Annotated in this window: 21 protein-coding genes and 2 pseudogenes; 15 read left to right on the forward strand and 8 right to left on the reverse strand. The window is 68.7% G+C overall.

The features are described from left to right. Positions 1-143: 143 nt before the first annotated feature. The 3 genes from ACZ6CL_RS01665 to xseA form a co-directional block, all read right to left on the reverse strand. The gene (locus tag ACZ6CL_RS01665) at positions 144-734 is read right to left on the reverse strand and encodes a malonic semialdehyde reductase (protein ID WP_468929799.1); all 591 of its coding nucleotides are present in this window, start codon (positions 732-734) and stop codon (positions 144-146) included. 276 nt (positions 735-1,010) lie between these two features. Then, complete coding sequence (locus tag ACZ6CL_RS01670) at positions 1,011-1,277, reverse strand: exodeoxyribonuclease VII small subunit (protein ID WP_468929801.1); 267 nt, start codon at positions 1,275-1,277, stop codon at positions 1,011-1,013. A 10-nt stretch (positions 1,278-1,287) separates the two neighbouring features. Next, complete coding sequence (gene xseA, locus ACZ6CL_RS01675; RefSeq protein ID WP_468929804.1) at positions 1,288-2,598, reverse strand: exodeoxyribonuclease VII large subunit; 1,311 nt, start codon at positions 2,596-2,598, stop codon at positions 1,288-1,290. A 60-nt stretch (positions 2,599-2,658) separates the two neighbouring features. Here xseA and ACZ6CL_RS01680 point away from each other — a divergent pair, with 60 nt between their 5' ends. Together ACZ6CL_RS01680 and ppgK are read left to right on the forward strand one after the other, a co-directional pair. Beyond that, positions 2,659-3,711 (forward strand): 4-hydroxy-3-methylbut-2-enyl diphosphate reductase, encoded by a 1,053-nt coding sequence (locus ACZ6CL_RS01680; protein WP_468929806.1) that lies wholly within the window; start codon positions 2,659-2,661, stop codon positions 3,709-3,711. Further along, positions 3,708-4,505: a polyphosphate--glucose phosphotransferase gene (ppgK, locus tag ACZ6CL_RS01685; RefSeq protein ID WP_468929808.1), complete on the forward strand. Its 798-nt coding sequence runs from the start codon at positions 3,708-3,710 to the stop codon at positions 4,503-4,505. Before ACZ6CL_RS01680 ends, ppgK begins: the two co-directional genes overlap by 4 nt. Here the strand turns inward: ppgK and ACZ6CL_RS01690 are convergent. Continuing rightward, a complete protein-coding gene (locus ACZ6CL_RS01690) occupies positions 4,399-5,067 on the reverse strand; it encodes a DUF6542 domain-containing protein (protein WP_468929810.1) in 669 nt (222 codons plus the stop codon). The two genes, ppgK and ACZ6CL_RS01690, sit on opposite strands and share 107 nt — an antisense overlap. 222 nt (positions 5,068-5,289) lie before the next feature. On the opposite strand from ACZ6CL_RS01690, the gene ychF reads away from it, so the two are divergent. The 8 genes from ychF (at position 5,290) to ACZ6CL_RS01730 (ending at position 17,883) form a co-directional block, all read left to right on the forward strand. After that, positions 5,290-6,378, forward strand: coding sequence for a redox-regulated ATPase YchF (gene ychF, locus ACZ6CL_RS01695; protein ID WP_468929812.1), 1,089 nt, complete (start codon positions 5,290-5,292; stop codon positions 6,376-6,378). Between the two features lie 206 nt (positions 6,379-6,584). Continuing rightward, positions 6,585-10,187: a DEAD/DEAH box helicase family protein gene (locus ACZ6CL_RS01700; protein ID WP_468929815.1), complete on the forward strand. Its 3,603-nt coding sequence runs from the start codon at positions 6,585-6,587 to the stop codon at positions 10,185-10,187. An 8-nt stretch (positions 10,188-10,195) separates the two neighbouring features. Then, the gene (locus ACZ6CL_RS01705) at positions 10,196-11,719 is read left to right on the forward strand and encodes a restriction endonuclease subunit S (protein ID WP_468931227.1); all 1,524 of its coding nucleotides are present in this window, start codon (positions 10,196-10,198) and stop codon (positions 11,717-11,719) included. Continuing rightward, entirely contained in the window at positions 11,716-13,341 is a 1,626-nt protein-coding gene (locus tag ACZ6CL_RS01710) for a type I restriction-modification system subunit M (RefSeq protein WP_468929817.1), read from the forward strand. The genes ACZ6CL_RS01705 and ACZ6CL_RS01710 overlap by 4 nt, the downstream gene beginning before the upstream one ends. Before the next feature lie 629 nt (positions 13,342-13,970). Continuing rightward, the gene (locus tag ACZ6CL_RS01715; protein ID WP_468929819.1) at positions 13,971-14,702 is read left to right on the forward strand and encodes a hypothetical protein; all 732 of its coding nucleotides are present in this window, start codon (positions 13,971-13,973) and stop codon (positions 14,700-14,702) included. Positions 14,703-14,770: 68 nt separating this feature from the next. Beyond that, on the forward strand, positions 14,771-15,664 hold the full coding sequence (locus tag ACZ6CL_RS01720; protein WP_468929820.1) for an endonuclease NucS domain-containing protein: 894 nt from the start codon (positions 14,771-14,773) through the stop codon (positions 15,662-15,664). A 9-nt stretch (positions 15,665-15,673) separates the two neighbouring features. Next, positions 15,674-15,856: a hypothetical protein gene (locus tag ACZ6CL_RS01725; protein ID WP_468929823.1), complete on the forward strand. Its 183-nt coding sequence runs from the start codon at positions 15,674-15,676 to the stop codon at positions 15,854-15,856. 710 nt (positions 15,857-16,566) lie between these two features. Beyond that, positions 16,567-17,883 carry an MFS transporter gene (locus ACZ6CL_RS01730; RefSeq protein WP_468929825.1) on the forward strand — a complete coding sequence of 439 codons (1,317 nt, stop codon included), beginning with the start codon at positions 16,567-16,569 and terminating at the stop codon, positions 17,881-17,883. On the opposite strand, the gene ACZ6CL_RS01735 is transcribed toward ACZ6CL_RS01730, so the two are convergent. The 3 genes and pseudogenes from ACZ6CL_RS01735 to ACZ6CL_RS01745 all read right to left on the reverse strand — a co-directional run bounded on the left by ACZ6CL_RS01735 (position 17,808) and on the right by ACZ6CL_RS01745 (position 18,759). Continuing rightward, entirely contained in the window at positions 17,808-18,152 is a 345-nt protein-coding gene (locus ACZ6CL_RS01735; RefSeq protein WP_468931293.1) for a hypothetical protein, read from the reverse strand. The genes ACZ6CL_RS01730 and ACZ6CL_RS01735 overlap by 76 nt on opposite strands. A gap of 34 nt (positions 18,153-18,186) precedes the next feature. Continuing rightward, positions 18,187-18,357 (reverse strand): annotated as a pseudogene (locus ACZ6CL_RS01740) (AsnC family protein); the annotation flags it as partial. Between the two features lie 27 nt (positions 18,358-18,384). Beyond that, complete coding sequence (locus ACZ6CL_RS01745) at positions 18,385-18,759, reverse strand: Lrp/AsnC ligand binding domain-containing protein (RefSeq protein WP_468929828.1); 375 nt, start codon at positions 18,757-18,759, stop codon at positions 18,385-18,387. 247 nt (positions 18,760-19,006) lie between these two features. Between ACZ6CL_RS01745 and ACZ6CL_RS01750 the strand changes: the two are divergent. The 4 genes and pseudogenes from ACZ6CL_RS01750 to ACZ6CL_RS01765 all read left to right on the forward strand — a co-directional run. Beyond that, positions 19,007-19,279, forward strand: a pseudogene (locus ACZ6CL_RS01750) (amidohydrolase family protein); the annotation flags it as partial. A 121-nt stretch (positions 19,280-19,400) separates the two neighbouring features. Next, on the forward strand, positions 19,401-20,471 hold the full coding sequence (locus ACZ6CL_RS01755) for an amidohydrolase family protein (protein WP_468929830.1): 1,071 nt from the start codon (positions 19,401-19,403) through the stop codon (positions 20,469-20,471). Continuing rightward, positions 20,468-21,055, forward strand: a complete 588-nt coding sequence (gene cuyB, locus ACZ6CL_RS01760; protein WP_468929833.1) for a cysteate racemase — start codon at positions 20,468-20,470, stop codon at positions 21,053-21,055. Before ACZ6CL_RS01755 ends, cuyB begins: the two co-directional genes overlap by 4 nt. A 211-nt stretch (positions 21,056-21,266) precedes the next feature. Next, positions 21,267-22,289 carry an asparaginase gene (locus tag ACZ6CL_RS01765; protein WP_468929834.1) on the forward strand — a complete coding sequence of 341 codons (1,023 nt, stop codon included), beginning with the start codon at positions 21,267-21,269 and terminating at the stop codon, positions 22,287-22,289. A 6-nt stretch (positions 22,290-22,295) separates the two neighbouring features. On the opposite strand, the gene ACZ6CL_RS01770 is transcribed toward ACZ6CL_RS01765, so the two are convergent. Next, positions 22,296-23,732 (reverse strand): M1 family metallopeptidase, encoded by a 1,437-nt coding sequence (locus ACZ6CL_RS01770; protein ID WP_468929837.1) that lies wholly within the window; start codon positions 23,730-23,732, stop codon positions 22,296-22,298. A gap of 142 nt (positions 23,733-23,874) precedes the next feature. Here ACZ6CL_RS01770 and ACZ6CL_RS01775 point away from each other — a divergent pair, with 142 nt between their 5' ends. Further along, positions 23,875-24,627, forward strand: coding sequence for a GntR family transcriptional regulator (locus ACZ6CL_RS01775; RefSeq protein WP_468929840.1), 753 nt, complete (start codon positions 23,875-23,877; stop codon positions 24,625-24,627). Positions 24,628-24,719 lie beyond the last annotated feature (92 nt).

The following is a 24,719-nucleotide window of genomic DNA, read 5'->3' on the forward strand; positions in this document are numbered from 1 at the left end:
GTGTCTCTGGGGAAGAAGAAAAGGTGCTAAGCGGTCGGACGAGCGAACCTGATCAGTTGGTTGAACGGGTGGACTAAGACACAGACACTCCCCGTTGGCCTTCGGGCAGACGGTCCGCGCCGCTGCTTGATCGCCGGGACGGATCAAACGGTGCTGACCACCTGGTCGTAGGCCAGCCGCGGACCGCGCGGCTTCCAGGCGTCCTCGCCCGGCTTGCCAATGTTGACGACCATCAGCGGGCTGTGGTTGTCGTCCAGGAACTCCTTCTGGATCCCGGCGGGGTCGAAACCGGTCATCGGACCGGCGGCCAGCCCGGCGGCGCGGACGCCCACGATGAAGTAACCGGCCTGCAGCGAGGCGTTCAGCGCGGCGGCCTGCTCACGGGTCTCGCGCTCGCTGAAGAAGACGTCCTTGATCTGCGGGGCGTGCGGGAAGAGCGCGGGCAGCTCCTCGTGGAACTCGTTGTCCGCGGCGAGGATCGCGACCAGCGGCGCGGAGGCCGTCTTGGGCTGGTTGCCCTCGGCCATGTGCGGAACCAGGCGCTCCCGCGCCTCGGCGGAGCGGACCAGGACGATGCGCAGCGGCGACTGGTTGAAGGCCGTGGGGGCGTACTTCACCAGGTCGTAAATGGCCTGCACCTGCTCCTCGGAGACCGGCTCGTCCGTGAAGACGTTGGCGGTGTGGGCCTCACGGAAGAGAAGATCCTGGGCGGCCGGGTCGAGTGCGAGCGTCATGGTAAACCTCCTGGTCACGGTGGTGATATCGATGTGCGCTGTCTCCACTGTACGAGTTTTAGGTTAATCTTCAACTAAAACCGGACCGTGGTGCTCCGAATCACAGCGCCTGGCCTCCCAGCCCCGGTCTGCACAACCCAGCTCGGTCGGCATCACCCAGCCCCGGTCGGCACAACCCAGCCCCTCCGGCGTTTGAGGAGCCGGGGTCCAGGGGCGGAGCCCCGGTTCGGGAAGGGGCGGGGTGGGGTAAGGCCCGCCGCAGGCGCCCCACCCGCATCAGCCCTCGCCGTCGCCCTCCGCGCCGCCGTCCGCGGACTCGGCCAGCGCCGCGTCCAGCCGCGCCCGCGCCCCCTCCAGCCAGCGACGGCACACCGTGGCCAGCTCCTCGCCCCGCTCCCACAGCGCCAGCGACTCCTCCAGGCTGGTGCCGCCCGCCTCCAGCCGCCGCACGACCTCGACCAGCTCGTCCCGCGCCTGCTCGTAGCCGAGCGTCGTCTCCGCGGCCCCGGCCTTGCCGTCGGCCTTCTCGTCCGTCTTCGCCATGCCCCTCACCCTATTCAGCGGGTCCGACAGCATCGGCGGGTCCGACAGCATCGGCGGGTCCGACAGCATCGGCGGGTCCGACAGCATCGGCGGGTCCGACACCTTCGCCCGTCCCAACGGCGGCCCGCACCGTGAACTCACCCTCCGCGACCCGCGCCCGCAGCTCCTCGTCCGCCGCCACCTCGGCCGCCGCCCGCACCACCGACCCATCGGCGTGCTGCAGCACCGCGTAACCGCGCCGCAGCGTCGCGGCGGGGGAGAGGGCCACCACCCGGGCCTGGGTGTGCGCCAGCTCCGAGTCCGCCCGGTCGAGCAGATGCCCCAGGCAGCGCCGGGCGCGGTCCAGCACCGACGCGATCTGCTCCTCGCGCTCGTCCACCATCCGCCGCGGCTGCCGCAGACACGGCCGGGCGAGCGCGGCCTCCAGCCCCCGCTCCTCGCGGTCCAGCAGCCCGTTCACACTGCGCAGCGCGCGCTCGCGCAGATGCTGGATGCGCACCAGCTCCTCGCCCACGTCCGGCACGGTCTTCTTCGCCGCGTCCGTCGGGGTGGAGGCGCGCAGATCGGCGACCAGGTCGAGCAGCGGCGAATCCGGTTCGTGGCCGATCGCGGACACCACCGGCGTCCGGCACGCCGCGACCGTCCGTACCAGCTGCTCGTCCGAGAACGGCAGCAGATCCTCCACGCTGCCGCCACCCCGCGCGACCACGATCACGTCCACCGCGGGCAGCGCGTCCAGCTCCTTGACCGCCTCGATCACCTGCGGCACCGCGTGGGTGCCCTGCACCGCGACGTTGCGCACCTCGAAGCGGACGGCGGGCCACCGCAGCCGCGCGTTCTCCAGTACGTCGCGCTCGGCGGCCGAGGCACGACCGCAGACCAGCCCTATCAGCTGCGGCAGGAACGGCAGCGGCTTCTTGCGCTCGGCGGCGAACAGACCCTCCGCCGCCAGCGCCTTCTTCAACTGCTCCAGCCGCGCCAGCAGTTCACCGACGCCCACCGGCCGGATCTCGGCGGCCCGCAGCGACAGCTGGCCGCGTGGCGCGTACCACTCCGGCTTGGCGTGCACGACGACCCGGGCGCCCTCCGAGACCGTGTCCGCGATCTTGTCGAAGACGGCGCGGAAGCAGGTGACGGTCAGCGAGATGTCGTAGCTGGGGTCGCGCAGCGTCAGAAAGACCACACCGGCGCCCGGCCGCCGGGACAGCTGGGTGATCTGCCCCTCGACCCACACCGCCCCGAGGCGGTCGATCCACCCCCCGATCAGCCGGGACACCTCGCCGACCGGGATCGGCGCTTCCGCGGACGTGTTGACAGCCATCCCGCGAGGGTATCGGCCACCACCGACAGAGCCCGTCGTCATCGCCCCTACGATGGGGACATGACTGCAACCTCCGCCCGCCGGGTCCTGCTCGCTGCCCCGCGTGGCTACTGCGCGGGCGTCGACCGTGCCGTAATCGCCGTCGAAAAGGCCCTGGAGCAGTACGGCGCGCCGATTTACGTGCGCAAGGAGATCGTCCACAACAAGTACGTCGTCCAGACCCTGGAGAAAAAGGGCGCGATCTTCGTCGACGAGACGGAGGAGGTGCCCGAGGGGTCCATCGTGATCTTCTCGGCGCACGGTGTCGCCCCGGTGGTCCACGAGGAGGCCGCGCAGCGCAAGCTGGCCACCATCGACGCGACCTGCCCGCTGGTCACCAAGGTCCACAAGGAGGCCGTCCGCTTCGCCAAGGAGGACTACGACATCCTCCTGATCGGTCACGAGGGCCATGAGGAGGTCATCGGCACCAGCGGCGAGGCGCCGGAGCACATCACCCTGGTCGACGGCCCGGACGATGTGAAGAACGTCGCGGTCCGCGACGAGTCCAAGGTCGTCTGGCTGTCCCAGACCACTCTCTCGGTCGACGAGACGATGGAGACCGTGGACGCGCTGCAGGACCGCTTCCCGCAGCTCATCAGCCCGCCCAGCGACGACATCTGCTACGCCACCCAGAACCGCCAGGTCGCGATCAAGCAGGTCGCCGCCGAATCCGACCTCGTCATCGTCGTCGGCTCGAAGAACTCCTCCAACTCGGTGCGGCTGGTCGAGGTCGCGATCGGCGCCGGCGCCAAGGACGGCCACCTGGTCGACTACGCGAGCGAGATCGACGAGGCCTGGCTGGAGGGCGTGACGACGGTCGGCGTGACCTCGGGCGCCTCCGTACCGGACGTGCTGGTCGAGGGCGTCCTGGAGTGGCTGGCCGAGCGCGGCTACGGGGACGTGGAGGTCGTCCAGCCCATGCAGGAGTCCCTGACCTTCTCGCTGCCCAAGGAGCTGCGCCGGGACCTGCGGTCCGAGGCGGCTTCGGCGGCCCAGTCGGCCCAGTCGGCCCAGTCGGCCCAGGCGGCCGAGGCCGCCCCCGCCGCCACCGGAACGGACGGCGCGCAGCGGTGACCAAGGGAACCGGCGGCGGCCCGGCTGCCCGCGTATTCGGCGTCGACATCGGCGGGTCCGGGATCAAGGGCGCGCCGGTGGACCTGGACCGCGGCGACCTCGCGGAGGAGCGCCACAAGGTCCTCACCCCGCATCCGTCCACGCCCGAGGCGGTCGTGGACGGCGTGGTGGAGGTCGCCGGGCACTTCGGCTGGTCCGGGCGCCCGGTCGGGGTCACCTTCCCGGGCGTCGTGACGGACGGGACGACCCGTACCGCCGCCAACGTCGACAAGGGCTGGATCGGCACCGACCTGGCCGGTGTGCTCGGCGAGCGGCTGGGCGCCCCGGTCACCGTGCTGAACGACGCGGACGCGGCCGGGGTCGCCGAGATGACCTTCGGCGCGGGCCGCGGCCGCCAGGGCACCGTGATCGTGCTCACCCTCGGCACCGGCATCGGCAGCGCGGTCTTCACCGGCGGGCGGCTGGTGCCCAACACCGAGCTGGGCCATCTGGAGCTGGACGGCCACGAGGCGGAGAAGCGAGCCTCGACCAAGGTCCGGGAGGACCAGGACCTGAGCTGGCCGCACTGGGCGCACCGGGTGCAGACGTACCTGGCGCATCTGGAGATGCTGTTCTCGCCCGAGCTGTTCGTGATCGGCGGCGGGGTGAGCCGGAAGGCGCACAAGTTCCTGCCGCTGATCGAGGGTGTCAGGGCCGAGATCGTCCCGGCTCAGCTGCAGAATAACGCGGGGATCGTGGGTGCCGCGATGGCCGCGGCTGCCGCTGCTGACGACGCCGCCGCTGCCGCCCCATGAGGGCGATCTTGCGGACGAGGACGATCACCGCGGTGAGCAGCGTACCGGCGTAGAGCCAGCCCGCGTTCAGCGACAGCGCGGTGAACACGCCCAGCGCCTGCCCCGCGAACCCCTCGCCGCCGTCGTTGATCGGCAGCAGCCCGGCCGTGAAGGCGATCGGCACCCCGATCGCCCCCGGGAACAGGTCGGCGGGCCGTACCCACATCCCGCAGCCCGCGCACGCCAGCAGGAAGAACACCCCGTACGCGGTGGGCGACCCGGACAGCAGAGCTGCGTCCAGGCAGCCGAAGGCGAACATCGCGAGCGCGGTCAGCAGCCCCGCGCCCAGGGCGGTGAGCCGGGCGCTGGGCACGGTGATGGGCCGGTCGCGCAGCGCGGCGGCCGCGCCCCGCAGCCCGCCGCGCGCGCTCGGGCGCGCCACCGGCCGCGCGCCGCGCCCCGCGCCGTCCGCGCCCTGCCTTCCACCCTGGCCCCGGCCCCGGCCCGGGTACGTGTCATCCGCCGCCGGACGGGGCGAGGGGGCGGCCGCCCGGCGGGGCGTACGTGTCCTGTAGTGCTCCACCAGACCAACGTAGGTGGGCGGAGGGCTGGAATCCTGACTGGGACACGCCCTTCGCGGGACCTTGGCAGTCTGTTCGACTGATTGTCAGCCCGGGAGGGTGACGGTCCGCCCGGGCGGGTGACCGGAGGCGGGCCCGTAGACTGGTGGACCGGCCCCCGCGCGGGGCCGGAGCCCTGTCCTCGCATTCGATCCCGCTACGGGAAGCTACGGGAAGTCGCCAACGTGTCGCTCACGATCGGAATCGTCGGTCTGCCGAATGTCGGCAAGTCGACCCTGTTCAACGCCCTGACCAAGAACGACGTGCTGGCGGCCAACTACCCGTTCGCCACCATCGAGCCCAACGTCGGCGTCGTGGGCGTCCCCGACCCCCGCCTCGACAAGCTCGCCGAGCTGTTCGGCTCGGCCCGCAAGCTCCCCGCCACCGTCGACTTCGTCGACATCGCCGGGATCGTCAAGGGCGCCTCGGAGGGCGAGGGCCTGGGCAACAAGTTCCTCGCGAACATCCGCGAGTCCGACGCGATCTGCCAGGTCATCCGCGCCTTCAAGGACGAGAACGTCGTCCACGTCGACGGCAAGATCTCGCCCAAGAGCGACATCGAGACGATCAATACCGAGCTGATCCTGGCCGACCTCCAGACCATCGAGAAGGTGCTGCCCCGCCTGGTCAAGGAGTCCCGGATCCAGAAGGACAAGCAGGCCCAGGTCAAGGCCGTCGAAGAGGCCAAGGGCCTCCTCGAAGAGGGCCGCACCCTCTTCTCCGCGGGCATCGTCCAGGGCAGCGAGCGCGCCGCCCTCCTCCACGACCTGCACCTGCTCACCACCAAGCCGTTCCTCTACGTCTTCAACGTCGACGAGGACGAGCTGACGGACGACGACTTCAAGGCCGAGCAGCGCGCCCTCGTCGCCCCCGCCGAGGCGATCTTCCTCAACGCCAAGCTCGAAGCAGACCTGGCGGAGCTGGACGACGAGGAGGCCCTCGAACTCCTCCAGTCCGTGGGCCAGACCGAGCCCGGCCTCGCCACCCTGGCCCACGTCGGCTTCAACACCCTCGGCCTCCAGACCTACCTCACGGCAGGTCCCAAGGAATCCCGCGCCTGGACCATCCCCAAGGGCGCCACGGCCCCCGAGGCGGCCGGTGTCATCCACACCGACTTCCAGAAGGGCTTCATCAAGGCCGAGGTCATCTCCTTCGACGACCTGGTCGAGACGGGCTCCGTCGCCGACGCCCGCTCGGCGGGCAAGGCGCGCATGGAGGGCAAGGACTACGTGATGCGCGACGGCGACGTGGTGGAGTTCCGCTTCAATGTTTAATTGGAATTTCAACTAAATCGTTCGCCCTGTAAAGGCGCAGATCAAGAGGGGTCCGTCAATCCGAGACGGGCCCCTCTTGCGGCTCTATCGAGGGCTGGACAACGTGATCGATTCATTTGTCGGAGAGGAGTGCCCGGTCGGACGTAAGGTGAGAGGTCTTGTCACAGGTGGGGGCCAGATGTGGCCTGGTCGAGGAGCGGCAGCGTATGAGCGAGCAGGCACGGCGTCGTGAGCAAGTCCCGGAGCAGCTGAAGGTAGTGGCCCGAAGGTCTCCCAACTTCGGGCGTCTCTACACCATGCAGCCCCTACTCGCGATCTACGGTTCCCAGGCCGAACAGTCGGTCTTCACCAACCCCAACGTCTCGTATGTGGCGTCCGGCCAGTTCGGAGAGGTGCTCGCCGAGGAGCTGGTCCAGAGGGCAGGGGTGCGAGTCGAAGGGGCCCGCCAAGTCGACCGGCTCGCCGGGCTCCAGCGGGCTGGTCTGCTGCCGGGCCGCACCCGGGACGCCTTCGACACCCTTCGCCGGGGGCGGAACGACGCCGCGCACAATCACCTCTTCGACACCAGCAAGGCCCTCAAGGCCGTCGAGCTCTGCTTCCAGCTTGGGCAGTTCTTCTCCCGCGCGATCGACGGTGTCCGCGAAATCTCCGCGTTCGTGCCGCCGCGGCTGCCGAGTGACGTGACGGCCGGGCCTGCCGAGCTCGAGGAGCTCCGCGAGGCGCTCGGCCACCACCAGCGCACCCTCGCCGAGTCCCGCACCCGCCTCGGCGAGGTCGGCGACCGTCTGGAGGCCGAGCAGCGCGGCCGGGAGGAGGCCGAGAAACTGACCGCGGCCGCCGAGCAGGCCCGCGCTGAGTCGGAAGCACTGGCAGCGAGCTATCGGAAGGAGATCGAGCGGCTCAGGAGCGAACAGCGGAGCCGTTACAACCAGGAGCGGTTGAAGCCCCGCCCGGTCGCCGCCGCCGCCCGCGAGGCGATCGTCGCCCGTGCACAGCGGCCCGAGCCGCTCAACGAGGTGCAGGCTCGCGTCCGTATCGACGAAATGCTTGCCGCGGCCGGCTGGACCCTCCAGGACAAGGCTAATCTCAACCCGCTCGCCTCCCAGGGCGTCGCGGTCCGCGAGTTCACCCTGGCCACCGGCCGCGCCGATTACGTCCTCTACGTCGACGGCATGATCGTCGGCGTCATCGAAGCCAAGCGTGAGGGCACCGCCCTGGCCGGGGCCCTCGCTCAGAACGAGCGGTACGCGGCCGGTGTCCTCAAGGAACACTGCCTGGCGGTGTGGCACGAGGATGAACCGTTCGCCTTCCGCTACGCCACCACTGGCGCGGAGACATTCTTTATCAACCTCCTCGACCCGCACGCCCGTTCCCGCCCGGTCTTCGCCTTCCACCGGCCCGAGACCTTCGCCGCCTGGATGAAGCGGGCCACCGAGCGTCCGGACGCTCCCACCTTCCGCGCCGCCCTGCGCACCGGGCTCCCGGTCCTGGAGACCCACGACCTCCGCGCGGCGCAGGAGGAAGCGATCATCGGCCTTGAGCACTCTCTCGGCCAGGACAAGCCGCGTGCCCTGATCCAGATGGCCACCGGCGCGGGCAAGACCTACACCGCCGTCACCGAGGCGTACCGGCTGCTCAAACACGCGGGCGCGGGCCGCATCCTCTTCCTCGTGGACCGGAACAACCTCGGCCGCCAAGCCAAGGCCGAGTTCGACAAGTACCGTGCCCCGGACGAGAACCGTAAGTTCACCGACCTGTACAACGTCGACACGCTCGGCCGGACCGGACTCCAGGAGACCTCCGCCGTAGTCGTCTCCACCATCCAGCGCATGTACTCCCTCCTCAAGGGCGAGCCACTGGAGGACTCGGGCGAGGCCGAGGACCGCGAGGACGCCTCCATCCTCGACGAGAACTACATGACCGACCGCCCGGTCAGTGTCGAGTACAACGCGGACGTTCCCATCGAGTCCTTCGACGTGATCGTCATCGACGAGTGCCACCGCTCCATCTATGGCCTGTGGCGCGGCGTCCTCGACTACTTTGACGCCCACCTGGTCGGCCTCACCGCCACCCCCACCCGCCAGACCAAGGGCTTCTTCGACAACAACCTGGTCTCCGAGTACACCTACGAACAGGCTGTCGCCGACGGCGTCAACGTCGACTTCGACGTGGTCACCATGGACACCTCGGTACGGGAGGCAGGCGGCGCCAAGATTGACAAGGGCACCACGGTCCGTATCCGCGACCGCAAGACCCGTGCCCAGCGGTACGAGGAACTGGACGAGGACTTCGCGTACACAGTCGGCCAGATCGGTCGCACGGTGATCACTGAGGACGAGATCAGGGCCGTCCTCACCGCCTACAAGAACAACTGGCAGCGCTGGTTCCCGGGCCGTGCCGAACTACCCAAGACGCTTGTCTTCGCGGCGAGCGACGACCACGCCGACGAGGTCTTGAAGCAGGTCAAGGAGGTCTTCGGGCGCGGTGACGCCTTCGCCAAGAAGATCACCTACCGGTCCCGGGACAAGGGCGACGACCCTGAGCAGCTCGTCAACGACCTGCGGAACTCGCCGCTGCTCCGGGCCGCCGTCACCGTCGACATGATCGCCACGGGGACGGACGTTCGCGCCCTGGAGTGCGTGATATTCCTGCGGGCCGTACGCAGCCCCGTCCTCTTCGAACAGATGAAGGGACGCGGCTCCCGCACGATCGACGCCGACGAGCTTAAGGCGGTGACACCGGAGGCGGCGACCGACCTCGCCAAGGACCGCTTCGTCCTGGTCGACGCGGTGGGCGTCACCGCGTCGCCGCTGGTCGACACCCGGCCGATGCTGCCGCCGGACACCGGTGCTCTCAGCACGGACAAGCTCATGGACAAGGCGGGCAGCCGCTCCCTCACTGCCGAACAGGCCGAGACGCTCGGCCGTCGCCTGGCCCGCCTGGACCGCAAACTCACCGAGGAGGAGCGTGAGCAGATCAAGCAGGCATCGGGCGGCGTCCCACTCGGCGAGCTGGTCCGCCGGATCTCGGACGCGGTGGATGTCGACACCCAGGACCGGGCGTACCGGGAGGGCGGCGCGGACCAGGCCCGGCGCCTCGTCCAGGATGCGGTCGAGGTCCTGACCACGCACCCGGAGCTCCGCAAGCTGATCGTCGGCATCAAGCAGCAGTACGACTTGACGTACGACGCGACGACCGAGGTCGGGATACGGCTGACGGAGGTCCCGCGAGAAGAACGCGCGGAGAAGGAACTCGCTGAGTGGCGCCGTTTGTTGGACAGCCGCCACCGCGACGAGCAGGCGGCGGAGACGATCGCACTCCAGGTCATCCTCGGCAGCGGATCGCGGGTCCGCCCACAGGAGGCCCGGGCACATCTTCGCGAACTGCTCGCCACCATCAAGGCCACCAACCGGACCTGGACCCCGAAGGTCATCTGGGACCACTACGACCTGCTCGGCAAGGCGTCGGAATCCCTATCGAAATCGGCCGGCCTCGGCGATCTCATGAACCTCGTCCGCTACACGCTCGGCGCGGACGACGAACTCCGCCCTTACCGGACGGTGGTTGAGGAGCGCTTCGAGAGCTGGCTGCTGCGGCAGGGCCAGACGGGCGTCGAATTCACCGAGGACCAGCTGTGGTGGTTGCACCGCATAAAGGACGCGATTGCCGTGGACGTGGGCATGGAGCGCGAGGACTTCGGCCATCTCCCCTTCTCGGCGAAGGGCGGCGGCCGAGGCTTCGCGAACGCCTTCGGTGACAAGGACCGGGCGCTGGAACTGCTGGACGAACTGAATCAGGAACTGGCTTGAGTACGGATATGAGCGGGTTGCCGGAGGGGTGGGCAACAGTCCGCTTGGATGAGTTGTGCGTGGTAAATCCTCGAATGTTCGATGTGGAGCCGACAGACAATGACGCGATTTCTCGGATCCCGATGGCGGCTGTCGAGGCGGGGACGGGAAGGCTGGATGCGTCGGAGACTGTCCCCTATGAGGATGTGAAGGGGAAGTCGCTGACGAAGTTCCAGGAAAGAGACGTCCTGTTCGCGAAGATCACGCCCTGCATGGAGAACGGCAAGATCGCTCTTGCTTCAGGACTCGAAGGCGGGAGGGCCGTCGGGAGTACTGAGTTTCATGTGCTGAGAAGCCGCGGAGGCCTGCTCCCCGAGTATCTGATGCACTTCCTGCTGCAGAAGAGCGTTCGGGTTGCAGCAGAGCGCAATATGGCCGGTGCGGTCGGGCAGCGCCGAGTGCCCAAGCCGTACTTGGCGGCTCTTGAGATCCCGGTGCCACCCCTCGCCGAACAACACCGCATCGTCAAGGCCCTCGAAGAGCAGCTATCCCGGCTCGATGCGGCTGCCAGATCTGTCGAAGCCGCAACACGGCGGGCCGAGGCGCTCGGGAAGTTGCTTGACAGCTGTGCGGTGGCCGATGCCGATTCTAGGAGTGAGTTTGCTCGCCCGTTGACTTTGGGCGAGGTGCGCAGCAGCACTAAGGATTCAGCTGGCAGGAAATGGAAGCCTACGGATCCGATCAACATTCCTGGCTTCGTCGAGACCTCGCGATGGCCAACGGTCAGTCTCGGTGACCTTGCCGTTGATCGAGGGTATGGGACATCCGTTAAGTGTTCCTACGGAGGGTCTGGGGCTCCCGTTCTGCGAATTCCGAATGTGCAGGACGGGGTAATTGACCCTGAGGATATGAAATTCGCCGAGGATCCTACCGTGGATCTCTCGGATTATTTTGTGCGCTCCGGGGACGTTCTCTTCGTTCGCACCAATGGAAGTCCGAGTCTCATCGGGCGAGTCGGTGTAGCTGAGGAAGATGCTGACGTTGCGTTCGCTTCGTATCTCATTAGGTTCCGACTCAACCTCGAAGTCGTAGATCCTCGATGGGTGCGGCTGGTGACGCAGAGCGGGATTTGGCGGAGGCATATCGAGCGAGTTGCGGCGTCTTCCGCAGGTCAGTTCAATCTGAACTCCTCACGCTTGGCGGAGCTTCCGATTCCGCTTCCTTCGCTCGACGAGCAGAGGTCGATCGTCGAGCAGGCGGAGTCGCAGTCGGAGGAAGTCCAGCGGGTGAGGGGCGTTCTCCGGCGCTCCGATCGCCAGGCGCACCAGCTTCGCGCCAGTCTTCTGCGTGCTGCCTTCGAGGGGCGGCTGACGGACCAGGACCCCGCCGACGAACCCGCCACCACGCTCCTCGCCCGCATCGCCGCCGAGCGTGACGCCGCCAAGCCCGCCCCTAAGGTCAAGCGTGCCGCTCGCCCCAGCAAGGCAACTGCTGCCGCACCTGCCCTAACCGCCGCCCCCTCCACCACTGTTCAGCAGGAGCTCTTCCAGTGACCGCCCCCGTCCCGACGCCAGACGACGAAGCCGCCCCCTCCGCCGAGGGCGTCCCTCTCACCGAGACGCCCAAGTCGAAGAAGGCCGCCGCGCAGACCAACACGCTGGTCGCCAAGCTGTGGAACTACTGCAATGTCCTCCGTGACAACGGTATGTCGACCATCGAGTATGTCGAGCAGCTCTCGTACCTGCTCTTCCTGAAAATGGTCGACGAGATCGAGAACGACCCGTGGGAGGGCCGCGACCTCAGCGGCATCGTGCCGGAGGGCTACGATTGGAAGTCGCTCGTCAGCAAGCGCGGAGCGGCGCTCGAAGCGCACTACTGCGCCATCCTGGAGCACCTGGGCCGTAAGCCCCACACCACCATCGGCACGATCTTCGCCGACGCGCAGAACCGGATCACCAAGCCCGCGCTGCTCGAAAAGCTGGTCGTGGAGCTGATCGGCCGAGAGGAGTGGACGGTCACCGGGACCGACCTCAAAGGCGACGCCTACGAGGGGCTGCTCGCCAAGGGGGCGTCCGACACCAAAACCGGCGCCGGCCAGTACTTCACGCCGCGCGCGCTCATCGACGCGATGGTGGACGTGACCCGGCCCGGTCCGGACGACACCATCACCGACCCCGCCTGCGGCACCGGCGGGTTCCTCATCGCCGCGCACAGTTACATCACCCGGCACCACGTCAAGGACATGGACCTTGAGGCCCGCAAGGCATACGACAGCGGCCGCAAGATCTGGGGCACCGAGCTGGTAACCGGCACCGCCCGCCTTGCCGCCATGAACATGCTCCTCCACGGCATCGGCAAGAGTGACGGCCCGGGCCTGATCCACGTCGACGACGCGCTCGCCGACCAGCCGAGCGGCCGGCACGCCTCACTCGTCCTCGCCAACCCGCCCTTCGGGCGCAAGTCCGCAATCACCGTGATCGGCCAGGACGGCGACTTGGAGAAGGAGGACGTCCAGTACGACCGCGACGACTTCACCGCCACCACGACCAACAAGCAGCTCAACTTCCTCCAGCACATCATGTCGCTGACCGCGGTGAACGGCCGGGCGGCCGTCGTCCTGCCGGACAACGTCCTCTTCGAGGGCGGCGCAGGCGAGAAGATCCGCTGCAAGCTGCTGGACGAGTTCGACCTGCACACGATCCTGCGCCTGCCCACCGGCATCTTCTACGCGGGCGGCGTCAAAGCCAACGTCCTCTTCTTCGACAAGAAGCCCCCGCGCGCCGACGGCAAACCGCACACCACCGTCACCTGGGTCTACGACTTCCGCACCGGCCAGCACTTCACCATGAAGCAGCGCCCGCTGACCCGCCCCCACCTGGACGACTTCGTCGCCAAGTACAAGGCGGGCGAGCCTCTGACCGCCCGCGTCGCCGACGAGGACGACAACGGCTGCTGGAAGCCGTACGCCTACGAGGACTTGATCAGGCGCGACAAGGTCAACCTCGACATCACCTGGATGAAGGACCCCGCCTTGGAGGACGCGGACAGCGACCTGGAGCCGGAGGTCATCGCCGAGGAGATCGTGCGCGATCTCCAGTCCGCTCTCGCCGAGTTCACTGCCATCGCGAAGTCCCTGGGCGCGGATGTGGACGCACCAGATGCGGAAGAGATCTGACGAAGGCCGGAAGGTTCGTCGTCACCGCACCGTAGGGCCGCAATGCCAAGTACGTTGTGGCCCTACGGCGTTCACGTGCGGCTGCTGCCAGCTATTCCTCCGCAACGGCGATGCCGAAGGTTCCCTTCGTCGAGACGGTCTGTACGATGCATCAGGCCGGTTATGGAGCAGCCACAACGGCGGACAGCCTCTCGGCCAACCCCGCTACCTCCCTGGGGGAGTGCCGACGGCAAATCCTGCTACTTCATCTCCGGCTGCGACGGTGAACTGGCGAACTGGCCTCACGGCTGACCGGGCAGCACAAGGCCTTGCAACTGGCCATGGTCGCTCGCCCGCCTGTTGCGGAACCCTGAGACGATACTCAGGACCACACGGCAGGTAGCGGATGAGCTCCGCTACCTGAGCCGATGCCAAGCCGCGAGCCTGGCCAACTCCGTACGTACCGCGGAGGGCTCCAGAATCCTGCCTGTGCGAGAGTGAAGGGCCGAATCCGGAGCCGAACCCATCAGATCGAGCCGCAACCGACCGTGATCCGCAAGCCGCTTGACCGGCCTTTGTACGGTGCAGGGAGGATCAGGAGTCCGCGTCCCGAAGTTCCCCGTCCTCCCACGCCCCGCACAGAGGTATGCATGGCCATCGCGCACCCTCAGACCCGTCAGTTCGGGTCGTTCGTCACAAACCTGTCGTACGCACGCCAGATGGTCCGAGCCGGGCAGGCACTGGAGGTGCTCAGTCCCAAGGGCATCGACACCGGCGATTTCTACCGGGCCGCCTGGGTGCAGTCCATTGCCGCCCTCGAACACTGGGTGCAGGAAGAGGTGTTGCGCCGGGTCGCCGAGGAAGCTGCCAAGGACGACCCGGACATGCCACGGAAGCTCCGTGACTACCCGTTGCCGCTGCACTGCGTGGAGAGGGTCCAGCGGGGCGAAACGACCACCGCCGAGGTGGTCGCGGAGCGGGTGCGCCAGGACATCGCCCGTCAGACCTTGCAGAACCCGGACGCCATCGCGAAGGTGATGTCGCTCGTCACCGACGTCAAGGTGTGGCGGGAGGCGGCGAAGTGGGTCAACCGGTGGAGCCAGTACCGCACTGCATACGACGAGAAACGGCTGCGCGGCCAGTACATTCTGTTGCTCCGCCGCCGAAACCAGATCGCACACGACGCGGATCTGATCGACGGCGACCTCACGCAGCGCCGCCAGATCGGCGAGGCTGACGTCACGGACGCCCTCAACTGGATCGAGCGAATTGCGCTCGCGCTTGCGTATGCCCTGGAGGGGGAAGTGTCCAGGACTTCAGGGCATCCGGCTCCGGCCGGTGCTTCGGAAGTACCAGGTGGAGATCAGCTGCACATCGACTGAGTGATCGTCATCGACCCCTGCGTACCCGTCCTAGGGGCCTTGTCAGTCCTCCGGTTTAGCCTTTGGCCATGCGACCGCCTCTTGAGAACGTTCTGCGCAACACGCTCTTACGGAACCTCGAACTGATTGAGCCGGGGCTCCGGCCGGTTCAGTTCGAGGAGTACCCGCTCCCCAATGCCCGTGGCACGAGGGGCAGAATCGACATCCTGGCTCGTGATCGCCATCAAATGTGGGTGGTCATCGAGCTGAAGCGGTCCCGGTCCAGCGCACGGCAGGCCCTGCACGAAGTCAACAAGTACACGGAGCTTCTCTGTCGGGAGAAGAACCTCGCGCCGGACCGCATCCGTGCCGTGATCGTGGCTATGCCGGATGACTGGGAGGAACTCCTGATCGCCGTTAGTCACGCGGCGCGAGTCTGGAGCCATAATCTTCGCGGTTACCGGCTACTCCTGGACAGCAACGGTGCCCCCACCAGAACCGAACGGGTAGAGCTTCTGCCTCGAGCCTTCGAGCCCCGGTCGTTTCCGCGGAGGATCGGCCTGGATGGTGCGGACGCTTTCGTCGCCGGTGTGGAGAAGGGCAAGAAGGCCGGCGTCTGCGTCGATTCTGCGCGCGGTGCCATGTCCTTGTCGGTCTGGGTTGAGGAGTGGCTTGAGCGACGAGTCATCGGTGAGTCGACCCGCCGCAACTACGAAGGGTTTGTCCGGAACCATCTCGTGCCGCGCCTTGGCTGCAAGCTCCTGACTGGGCTTGCGCGGTGGGACTTTGAGAAGTTCGTCAAGGGCATCTACCGAGGCGGTGCAGGGCTGGCTGCATCGACAGTGAATGACCACATGGTGATGGTGGCCGCCTTCATGAAGGCGGCCGTCGTCGACAAGCGCATCACGGAGAACCCTGCACGGGGCATCTGGATATCCCGTAGGGTGCGCGTCAGTGCCAAGGCCCACCATGGGGACTGTTAGACGCCCTTCGTGCCGCTGAAACACCGGCTGGAGAAGGAGTGCCGAGACATCCCAACTGCCCTGTTCATTGAGCAGGAGATTGACGCTCACCTCGTCAAGTGGAAGCCAGTGCCCGTGGTCTTCACCGGACAGAAGGGCAAGCGGATTCGGCTCGAGACCCTCTTCGCGCACGTCAGCCTGGCACCGGCGTGATGCCGACCATCTCCACCTACGGCTACCAGTTCAAGAAGGTATGTCTCTCGGCCGGTCCGGTCGGTCTGGACGGCAATGCCAAGTACACGCCTCGTAGCCTGCGGCACTTCTTCGCCTCCACCGCCCTGGCCAACGGTGGGCCGATCCACGAGGTCTCGCGCTGGCTGGCTGGGTCACCGCTCGGTCAAGGCCACGGTCGACATCTACGGGCGTCTGCTGCCCAGCGCGTGGGACCGCTGCCGGGAAGTCCTACAGCACGCCATGGGGCCCGCATCCTTGGGCGGGACGTCCCTGCCGCCGAAAGACGCGAGCTGGAGCGCTGGCACCCGAGCTGCGTAGGTGTACGAGGACCGTCTGGCCTGCATGGTGCTGGAATGGAACATTCGTACGATGATGCTGGGATGACCTCTGTAAAACCCGCGTTTCCGCAGGTGGGAGCTCTGCGCTATGGGTTCCGCTTTAACGTCTAGAAGCGCCGCCACATCCGGTGTTCGCGCTGAGGCCCGGGCGTCCCCCTGACGTCCGAAGACTGCGCACGTAAGGCCCTAGGAGTCCGGTTCCTGCATTGCGGGCCCTTCTACGGCCCCCTCATCCACGGTGATAGCCGCAATCACCAGCCGACGGAGGAGGAGCCAGATGAAGACCGACCTCACTGCTGCACCGGATGCGGATCACGGCGCCGTAAGCCCCTGCCCACCCGGCGGCAGGGGATGCGCACCATTGTCGGCACCGGGGCGGGCAACGCGCTCGAGTGGTACGACTGGAACGTCTACGCGCTCTTCGCGCCCTTCATCGCCGCGCAGTTCTTCGACCAGGGGAACGCGTTCTCCGCGCTGCTCGCGACCCTCGCGGTGTTCGCCGTGGGGTTCGTGATGCGTCCGCTCGGTGGTCTGCTGTTCGGCTGGATCGGCGATCGGTACGGACGGCGGGCGGCGCTGCTGCTGTCGATCGTCCTCGGCGCCGTCGGCTGTTTGCTGATCGGCGTCGCTCCCTCGGACGAGAGCGTGGGCGCGACGGCATCGGTGGTGCTCCTGATCGCCCGGCTGCTTCAGGGGCTGGCGTACGGCGGTGAGGCGGGAGCCTCGTACACCTACATCTCCGAGTCGGCTCCCGCACACCGCCGGGGTCTGTGGTCGAGCGCGATCTATGTCTCCGGCGTCGCGGCCATCCTCCTGGGGACGCTGCTCGGCGCCACGCTGACCAGCGTGCTCTCCGAGCAGCAGATGTCGGCCTGGGGTTGGCGGGTGCCGTTCCTCGTCGGCGGGGTGCTCGGCGTCGTCACCCTCATCCTGCGCCGGACGCTGGAAGAGACACCGCAGTACGAGCAGGAGCGGGCCAGGGACCGGGTCTCGATCGCCCGGGGCCTGTGGGAGAACCGCGCCGCGGCGCTCCGGGTCATCGGGCTCGTCGTCGGCGTCACCACGTTCTTCTACGCGTGGGTGACCGCCGCACCGGCGTACGCGATCAGCGTGAAGCACATGGACGCGTCCGCCGCCTTGTGGTCCGGTGTCATCTCGTCCGCCGTCACGATCGCGGCGCTGCCGCTCGCCGGGGCGCTGTCCGACCGTTTCGGGCGACGGCCGAACTTCCTCGTCTTCACGCTCGGCGCCGCGGCGCTGTCGTTCCCCCTGAACCGCCTCATCCAGGGCGAGATGTGGCAGCTCACCCTGGCCATGTCGATCGCGGGCGTGCTGCTGACCGTCGTCACGTCGATCCTGCCGGCCTTCCTCGCCGAGGCTGTTCCCCACGCATGTGCGCGCCTCGGGGATCGGGCTGCCCTACTCGGTCGCGGTGGGGCTCTGCGGCGGCACCGCCCCGTACCTCCAGACCTGGCTGGGCAACACGGGGCACGGCGACCTCTTCATCGGCTACACCGTGGTCCTGCTGCTGATCGGGGCCGCCGTGGTCCTGGCCACGCCCGATACCAAGGGGAAGCCGCTGGAGTAGAGGGTCAGACCTGGTCGGCCCATGGGTCGATCGGGACTGCCTCGACCGCCCGGCCGGTCGCGTCGAGAACGCGTCCGTAGAGCTTCTCCTGGCGCAGCACGATGTTGCGGTCGAGGATCCGGGCGTAGGGCACGTCGTGCAGGATCTGGACAATGTGAGCGTGCAGGTCGGAGATCTGTCGCAGGCCGATGCTGAGCATGAGGTTGCGCTCGTCGGCGATGGCGAGGCATGTGCGGACCTCCGGCCGACGGCCCAGGACCCGCCCCGCCTCGTCGAGCCGGTCCTCGGGCACGTTCAGCCAGAGCACCGCGGAACTGGGCCAGCCGACCAGGCCCCCGGGCGACATCACAGCGGAACGCCACTTCCCGACGGGACATCAGCGCGTTCAGCCGCCGCTGCACCGTACGGGCGGACACGCCCAGCGTCTCGCCCACCTCGGCATGGGTGCGCCGCCCGTCGGTACTCAGCTCACGGAACATCGCGCGGTCCGTGGCCCCGAAGGGCCGCGCGCCCTCCGAGGACCGCTCCGGATACGTCTCACGCAGCCGGCGCACCTGGCCGGGGCTCAGGACGTGCAGCCGTCAGCGCCCGGTCGCCTCGAACAGCCGGGTCACGAAGTAACTGCGGCTCCGGGCCACGCCCTCCAGCTCGGGCAGCCCGACGAGCAGCAGCTGCGACATCGTCGGGAAATCGGCGGTGACCAGAAGCGCCCAGAGGTCCTGGCGGCCCGCCGTGTACTGGACGGTGAGGGCACTGTTCCACCGGGCCATGGCCGCCGCGACGGCCGCGCTCGCTCCTCGCTCGCACTCGACCTCGACGACCACCACGCACAGTTGCCCGGCCTCGTGCGGGCCGAACGCGACCGACACCCAGGCCAGTCCGTTCTCGCGCAACCGTGCCCAGCGCCGCGCCGCGGTGACCGGGTCGATCTCCAGGACCCGGCCGATCAGCGCCATGAGGCGCGGGGGTTGACCTGGAGCGCGTCGAGCAGCTGGAGGTCGATTTCACTGCGTATGGGAAGCCGCTTTCCGGCGTTTGGAGCGCTCCGTCTGTCTATTTGCTGCATGTACAGCCTGTTCATTATCCGCGCTGGCACGGTGCGGAGACAACCATTGAAGTGCGGAAGGAGAGGCAGCTGATATGGCTACGGAGCCGAACACGGCCGCGGTGGACGGTACGCCGCGGTGTGTCCACGACCTCGTGATGTCGGGAGGCCGGGTGATCGCCCCGGAGACCGGCCTCGACGCCGTGCGCCACGTCGCGGTGAACGGCGGACGCGTCGTCGCCATCACCGAGGAACCGCTTCCGGCCCGTCGCGTCGTCGACGTCACCGGACAGGTGGTCGCTCCCGGATTCATCGACCTGCACAGTCACGCCCTGTCCCCGACGTCGATGCGGCTGCAAGCCCTGGACGGTGTGACGACCACTCTGGAACTCGAAGCCGGTGCCCCCTGGCTGGAAGGGGCCTACCGCGACGCGGCGCTGGACGGGCGCCCCATCAACTACGGGTACTCGGCTTCCTGGGCGGCGGCACGGATGTCCGTCATGGACGGACGATCTGGACCCGCACACCCTGACCACGCAGCTCACCGCCCGCATGGGGGGACGGAGCTGGGGCGCCCCGGGAACCCCCGACGACGTACGCCGGATCCTCGACCTTCTGGAGTCCGAGCTCGAACTCGGCGCGCTCGGCATCGGTGTCCTCATCGGCTACGCCCCGGACGCCTCCCACCGCGAATACCTCGACGTGGCACGGCTGGCGGCCCGGTACGGCGTCCCGACGTACACCCACGCCCGGCACAAGAACAGCTTGGAGCCCGGTACGGCCCTCCAGGGCATCCAGGAGGTCGTCGCCGTCGGGCTCGGCACCGGCGCACACATGCATCTGTGCCACATCAACAGCACGTCGCTCCAGCAGATCGACGTGGTGACGGAACTCGTCGGCAACGCCCGTGCCCACGGCGTCCAGGTGACCACCGAGGCGTATCCGTACGGTGCGTCGATGACCGCGATCGGCGCGCCCTTCCTGCATCCGGACAACCTGCCCCGGCTCGGCATCACGCCCTCTCATATCGTCCACACGCCTACGGGGGAGAGGCCGGGCACCGCGAGCCGGCTGATGCAGTTGCGTGCACAGGACCCCGGCGCGCCCGCCATCATCCAGTACCTGGACGAGTCGCGCGCCGATGAACAGAACCTGCTCCGCCGTGCCCTTCTCTTCGACGACACGATGATCGCCTCCGACGCCATGCCACTCCAGAGCGGCGACGGGAAGCCGCTGACGGGCACGGAGTGGCCGCTGCCCTCCGACGCGGTCACCCACCCCCGCAGCACGGGCACCTTCGCCCGGACCCTGCGCGTCTACGTCCGGGAAACCGGCCTGCTCACCCTCCCGGAAGCCATCCGCCGCGCCACGTTGCTGCCCGCACGGGTACTGGAGCGCGCGTGCCCCGATGCCCGCCGCAAGGGGAGGGTCCAGCCCGGCGCCGACGCGGACCTCGTCGTCTTCGATCCGCTGACCGTGCACGACCGGTCCACCTACGAACACCCGACCCGCCCCTCGCAGGGGTACCGGCACGTGCTGGTGGGAGGGGAGTTCGTGGTGCGCGACAGGGAGATCGACCTCGCCGCGATGCCCGGCCGTCCGATGCGCGGGGACCGCGGATGACCACGGACGCACCGGAGCACGGCCGGAGCCGAGACCTGTCCTCCGCACCCGTCGGCGCGCTGAAAGTGGGCGTCCTCGGCGGCATGGGCCCCGCGGCGACCGCCGACTTCTACGCCAAGCTCGTCCGCTCGACTCCGGCTGCCCGGGACCAGGACCATGTGCCCGTCGTCATCTTGGCCGATCCCACGATTCCGGATCGCACCGCCGCGCTTCTCGACCATGGAGCGGATCCCTCGCCATGGCTCAAACGGGGAGCCCACTACGTGGCGTTGGCGGGCGCGAACCTCATCGCCGTTCCGTGCAACACCGCACACGCCTTCCTGGGCGCGGTGCGGTCGGCCGCCGCCCCCGTGCCGGTGCTCGACATGGTGGCCGAGACCGCCGACGAAGTAGCCCGCTCGCAGCCCGGCGCCGCCGTCGGGATCCTGGCCACCACCGGCACCCTCACGGCCGGGCTGTACCTGAACGCCCTGGCCGTCCGTGGTCTGAAGCCCCTGGCCCCCGAAGGCACCGCCCAACAGGCGGTGATGTCGGCCATCCGCCATGTCAAGGCGGGGGCGACCTGGCCGACGCCCGTCGGCTGATATCACCCGCGTTGCGGGCGCTCGGACAACGCGGCGCCACGGCCGTCGTGGCGGCGTGCACGGAGATCCCCTTGATCTTTGAGGGCCATGACGCGGGGCGCATGAGGGTCGTGGACGCCACCGAGGTCCTCGCCCGTGCTGTCGTCCGCCGCGCCCTGCCCGACGCTCCGCTTGACTGTCCACAGCTCTTCGATGCCGACGGAGGAACGCCATGTCACTGACCGGCCGGAGTGCCGCCGTCTTCGCCCTCGGCGGCACCATCGCCACCACTGCGGATCCAACCACCGGCGAGTTGTCCCCCGCCCTGTCCGCGGAGCAGCTCCTGGGATCCGTGAGCGGGCTGGACGCCTTGGGAGTCGAGCTGCGCGTCCACGACTTCCGCCGTCTGCCCAGCGCCTCACTGTCGTTGGCGGATCTCGACGCGCTCCACGCCGCCATCAGGGCGGAGCTCGACTCCGGGCGGGTGGACGGCGTCGTGGTCGTCCAGGGAACGGACACCATGGAGGAGACGGCCTTCTACCTCGACTTGTTGCACCAGGGCGAGGAGCCGGTCGTCTTCACCGGAGCGATGCGCGACGCGACCAAGGCCGGCCCTGACGGACCGGCCAACCTGTACGCCGCCGTCATCGCGGCAGCCGGACCGTGGCTGCGGGGGGCGGGCTGCGTCGTCGTCCTCGGCGACGAAGTGCACGCCGCACGAACGGTCCATAAGGGCCACACGACCAGTCCCGCCGCCTTCACCTCACCCGGTTCCGGTCCTCTCGGACTGGTGGTGGAGGGACGGGTGAGGCTCCATCAGCAACTGCCCCGGAGGACCACCGTCCCGCCCGACCCGGGAGGAACGGCGGCCCCGCACCCGGTGCGGGTCGCGCTGCACACCGTGGCCTTCGGGGACGACGGCACCCAACTGGACCTGCTGGACGGCCAGTGTGACGGGCTCGTCGTCGCGGCCATCGGTGCCGGGCACGTTCCCGAATGGCTGGTCCCCCGGCTCCGCCGCCTCGCGGACCGAATCCCCGTCATCCTCACCTCCCGCATCGCCAACGGCCCCGTCCTCACCCGCACCTACCACTACCCCGGCTCCGAGCAGGACCTCCTCGCGGGCGGCCTGATCGCCGGCGGCGACCTCAGCCCGTACAAGGCCCGCTTGCTCCTCCACCGCCTCCTCTCCACCGGCTGCCACGACCGAACCCGCATTGCCCAAGCCTTCGACGCCATCGGCCGGCGCGGCTGACAGGGCTCATCGCTTCGGCTTGCCCTTGGCGTACAGCCAGGTGTCGAAGAGATCGCTCAGGTCCTTGCCGGACAGGCGCTCGGCGAGGGCGATGAACTGACGCGTGTCGGCGTTGCCGTGGCGGTGGTCCTTCAGCCAGGTGCGGAGGACGCGGAAGAAGGTGCGGTCGCCGACCGAGCGGCGGAGTTGGTGGAGGGCCATCGCGCCGCGGCCGTAGACGGGTGGGTCGGAGATGTGGGCGGAGGAGGGTGGGGCGGCCGGTGGGAAGGCCCAGATGCCCTTGCTCTCCTCGTCCGTGCCGTCGTAGAAGGCGTCGAAGGTCTGCTGGGCGGTGCGGCCGTGGTGCTGTTCGGTCCAGAGCCACTCGGCGTACGTGGCGAAGCCCTCGTTGAGCCACATGTCTTTCCAGGCGCGCGGCGTGACCGAGTTGCCGAACCACTGGTGGGCGAGTTCGTGGACGATGAGGCGCTCATCGGGGGCGGCGGCGAAGTAGGGCTTGGTCTGGGTTTCCAGGGCGTAGCCGAGGTCGGGGAGGTGGCCGACGATGGCGCCGGTGGAGGCGAAGGGGTAGGGGCCGAAGGTGCGGCGCTCCCATGCGGTGATCTTGGTGATCCGGGCGGGGACCTCGCGGGCGGCCTTGGCCTCGGCGGGGTCGATGGCGACGTACTGGGGGAGGCCGGCCGCGGTGGTGGTGCGGATGTCGAAGCGGCCGATGGCGACGGTGGCCAGGTAGGTGGCCATGGGGTCGCGGGTGCGCCAGTGGTGGGTGGTGCGGCCGCGGTGGGTGTCGCGGCGGGTGAGTTCGCCGTTGGAGACGGCCGTGTAGCCCCGGGGGACGGTGACGCCGATGTCGTACGCGGCCTTGTCGGAGGGGTGGTTGTTGCCGGGGAACCAGGTCATGGAGCCGGTCGGTTCGCCGAGTGCGACGGCGCCGTCGGCGGTGCGGAGCCAGCCTTCGCGGGAGCCGTCCGGGTCGGTGAGGGTCTTCGGCTTGCCGTCGTAGACGACGGTCGTCGTGAAGGTGCGGCCCTTGGGGAGATCGGCGTCGGGGGTGAGGGTCAGCTCGGTGCCGTCGCGGGAGGCGCGGGCGGGGCGGCCGTTCACGGTGGTTGCGCGGACGTGCAGTCCCGCGAGGTCGAGGTGGAACGAGCTGAGGGCACGGGTGGCGCGGGCGGTGATCCGGGCGGTGCCGCGCAGCCGGTGGGTTGCGGGCGCGTAGTCGAGGGTGAGGCGGTAGTGGGTGACGTCGTAGCCGCCGTTGCCGAGGTGAGGGAAGAGGGGGTCGCCGACCCCGGCCGCGCCCGGGCGGGCTCCGGAGTCGGCGCCGACGCAGGACGTGGTCAGGAAGAGGGCGAGGAGCAGGGCCCGGGGGAGGCGGGGTGTGGCGGGGCGCTGGGGCACGGGTCTCCTCGGATGGGGCGGCGGGCCGCTGATGATCGCCATGAAAGCGGGTGAACCGGATTGCCGTCGATATAAACGTCTCCGAACTGCAGTTCACCACTTCTAGTGAAGCTTTGGCCGTCAGTTGCTATCTGCAACCGTCGGTTGTCAAGCTGTTGCTGACTGTCAACCACTGGGAGTGCACGTGGCCTTTGGTGACCAGCCCGCATACCTCCGTGTCGCCGACGACCTCCGGAAGAAGATCGTCGCGGGCGATCTGCCACCGCATGCCCGCCTCCCCTCCCAGGCGCGGATCCGCGAGGAGTACGGGGTCTCCGACACCGTCGCCCTCGAAGCCCGCAAGGTGCTGATGGCGGAGGGCCTGGTCGAGGGCCGCTCCGGGTCGGGTACGTACGTGCGTGCGCAGCCCGTCCCGCGCCGTCTGATGCGCACCGGCTACCACGCCCGGAAGGAGTCCAGCCCGTTCCGGCAGGAGCAGGGGGACGAGCGGGTCAGCGGCACCTGGGAGTCGGGGAGCGAGCAGGAGGAGGCGAGCCCGGAGATCGCCGAGCGGCTGCGGGTCGAGCCGGGCGAGCGCGTCATGCGCACCCGGTATCTCTTCCGGGCGGCGGGCGAGCCGGTGATGCTCTCCACGTCCTGGGAGCCGCTCGCCGTCACCGGCCGCACCCCCGTGATGCTGCCCGAGGAGGGGCCGCTGGCCGGGCGCGGGGTGGTCGAGCGGATGGCGGCCGTCGACGTGGTGGTGGACAACGTGGCGGAGGAGGTCGGGGCGCGGCCCGGCCTCGCCGAGGAGGTGCTGGCGCTCGGCGGGGTGCCGGGCCATGTGGTGCTGGTGATCTCCCGTACGTACTTCGCGGGCGGCCGCCCCGTCGAGACGGCGGACGTGGTGACGCTGGCCGAGCGCTATCGGGTCGCGTACCACCTGCCGGTGAAGTGACCGCGGTACGGGCCGGTGTTAACCGCGAGTTGACGCCCGCCCCCGCGCCGTAACGGACCGGCAACGCTCCCCCGCGGTCTGCCGACATGTGA

The organism is Streptomyces sp. NPDC041200, assembly GCF_055591805.1.

Bases quoted from the DNA above. Each gene is read 5' to 3' on its own strand.
- ACZ6CL_RS01730 (WP_468929825.1), top strand. From the start codon at position 16,567: ATGCGCACCATTGTCGGCACCGGGGCGGGCAACGCGCTCGAGTGGTAC.
- ACZ6CL_RS01680 (WP_468929806.1), top strand. From the start codon at position 2,659: ATGACTGCAACCTCCGCCCGCCGGGTCCTGCTCGCTGCCCCGCGTGGC.
- ACZ6CL_RS01665 (WP_468929799.1), bottom strand. From the start codon at position 734: ATGACGCTCGCACTCGACCCGGCCGCCCAGGATCTTCTCTTCCGTGAG.
- ACZ6CL_RS01770 (WP_468929837.1), bottom strand. From the start codon at position 23,732: ATGGCGATCATCAGCGGCCCGCCGCCCCATCCGAGGAGACCCGTGCCC.
- ACZ6CL_RS01755 (WP_468929830.1), top strand. From the start codon at position 19,401: ATGGGGGGACGGAGCTGGGGCGCCCCGGGAACCCCCGACGACGTACGC.
- ACZ6CL_RS01705 (WP_468931227.1), top strand. From the start codon at position 10,196: ATGAGCGGGTTGCCGGAGGGGTGGGCAACAGTCCGCTTGGATGAGTTG.
- xseA (WP_468929804.1), bottom strand. From the start codon at position 2,598: ATGGCTGTCAACACGTCCGCGGAAGCGCCGATCCCGGTCGGCGAGGTG.
- ACZ6CL_RS01715 (WP_468929819.1), top strand. From the start codon at position 13,971: ATGGCCATCGCGCACCCTCAGACCCGTCAGTTCGGGTCGTTCGTCACA.
- ACZ6CL_RS01700 (WP_468929815.1), top strand. From the start codon at position 6,585: ATGAGCGAGCAGGCACGGCGTCGTGAGCAAGTCCCGGAGCAGCTGAAG.
- ACZ6CL_RS01745 (WP_468929828.1), bottom strand. From the start codon at position 18,759: ATGGCGCTGATCGGCCGGGTCCTGGAGATCGACCCGGTCACCGCGGCG.
- ACZ6CL_RS01670 (WP_468929801.1), bottom strand. From the start codon at position 1,277: ATGGCGAAGACGGACGAGAAGGCCGACGGCAAGGCCGGGGCCGCGGAG.
- ACZ6CL_RS01765 (WP_468929834.1), top strand. From the start codon at position 21,267: ATGTCACTGACCGGCCGGAGTGCCGCCGTCTTCGCCCTCGGCGGCACC.
- cuyB (WP_468929833.1), top strand. From the start codon at position 20,468: ATGACCACGGACGCACCGGAGCACGGCCGGAGCCGAGACCTGTCCTCC.
- ACZ6CL_RS01720 (WP_468929820.1), top strand. From the start codon at position 14,771: ATGCGACCGCCTCTTGAGAACGTTCTGCGCAACACGCTCTTACGGAAC.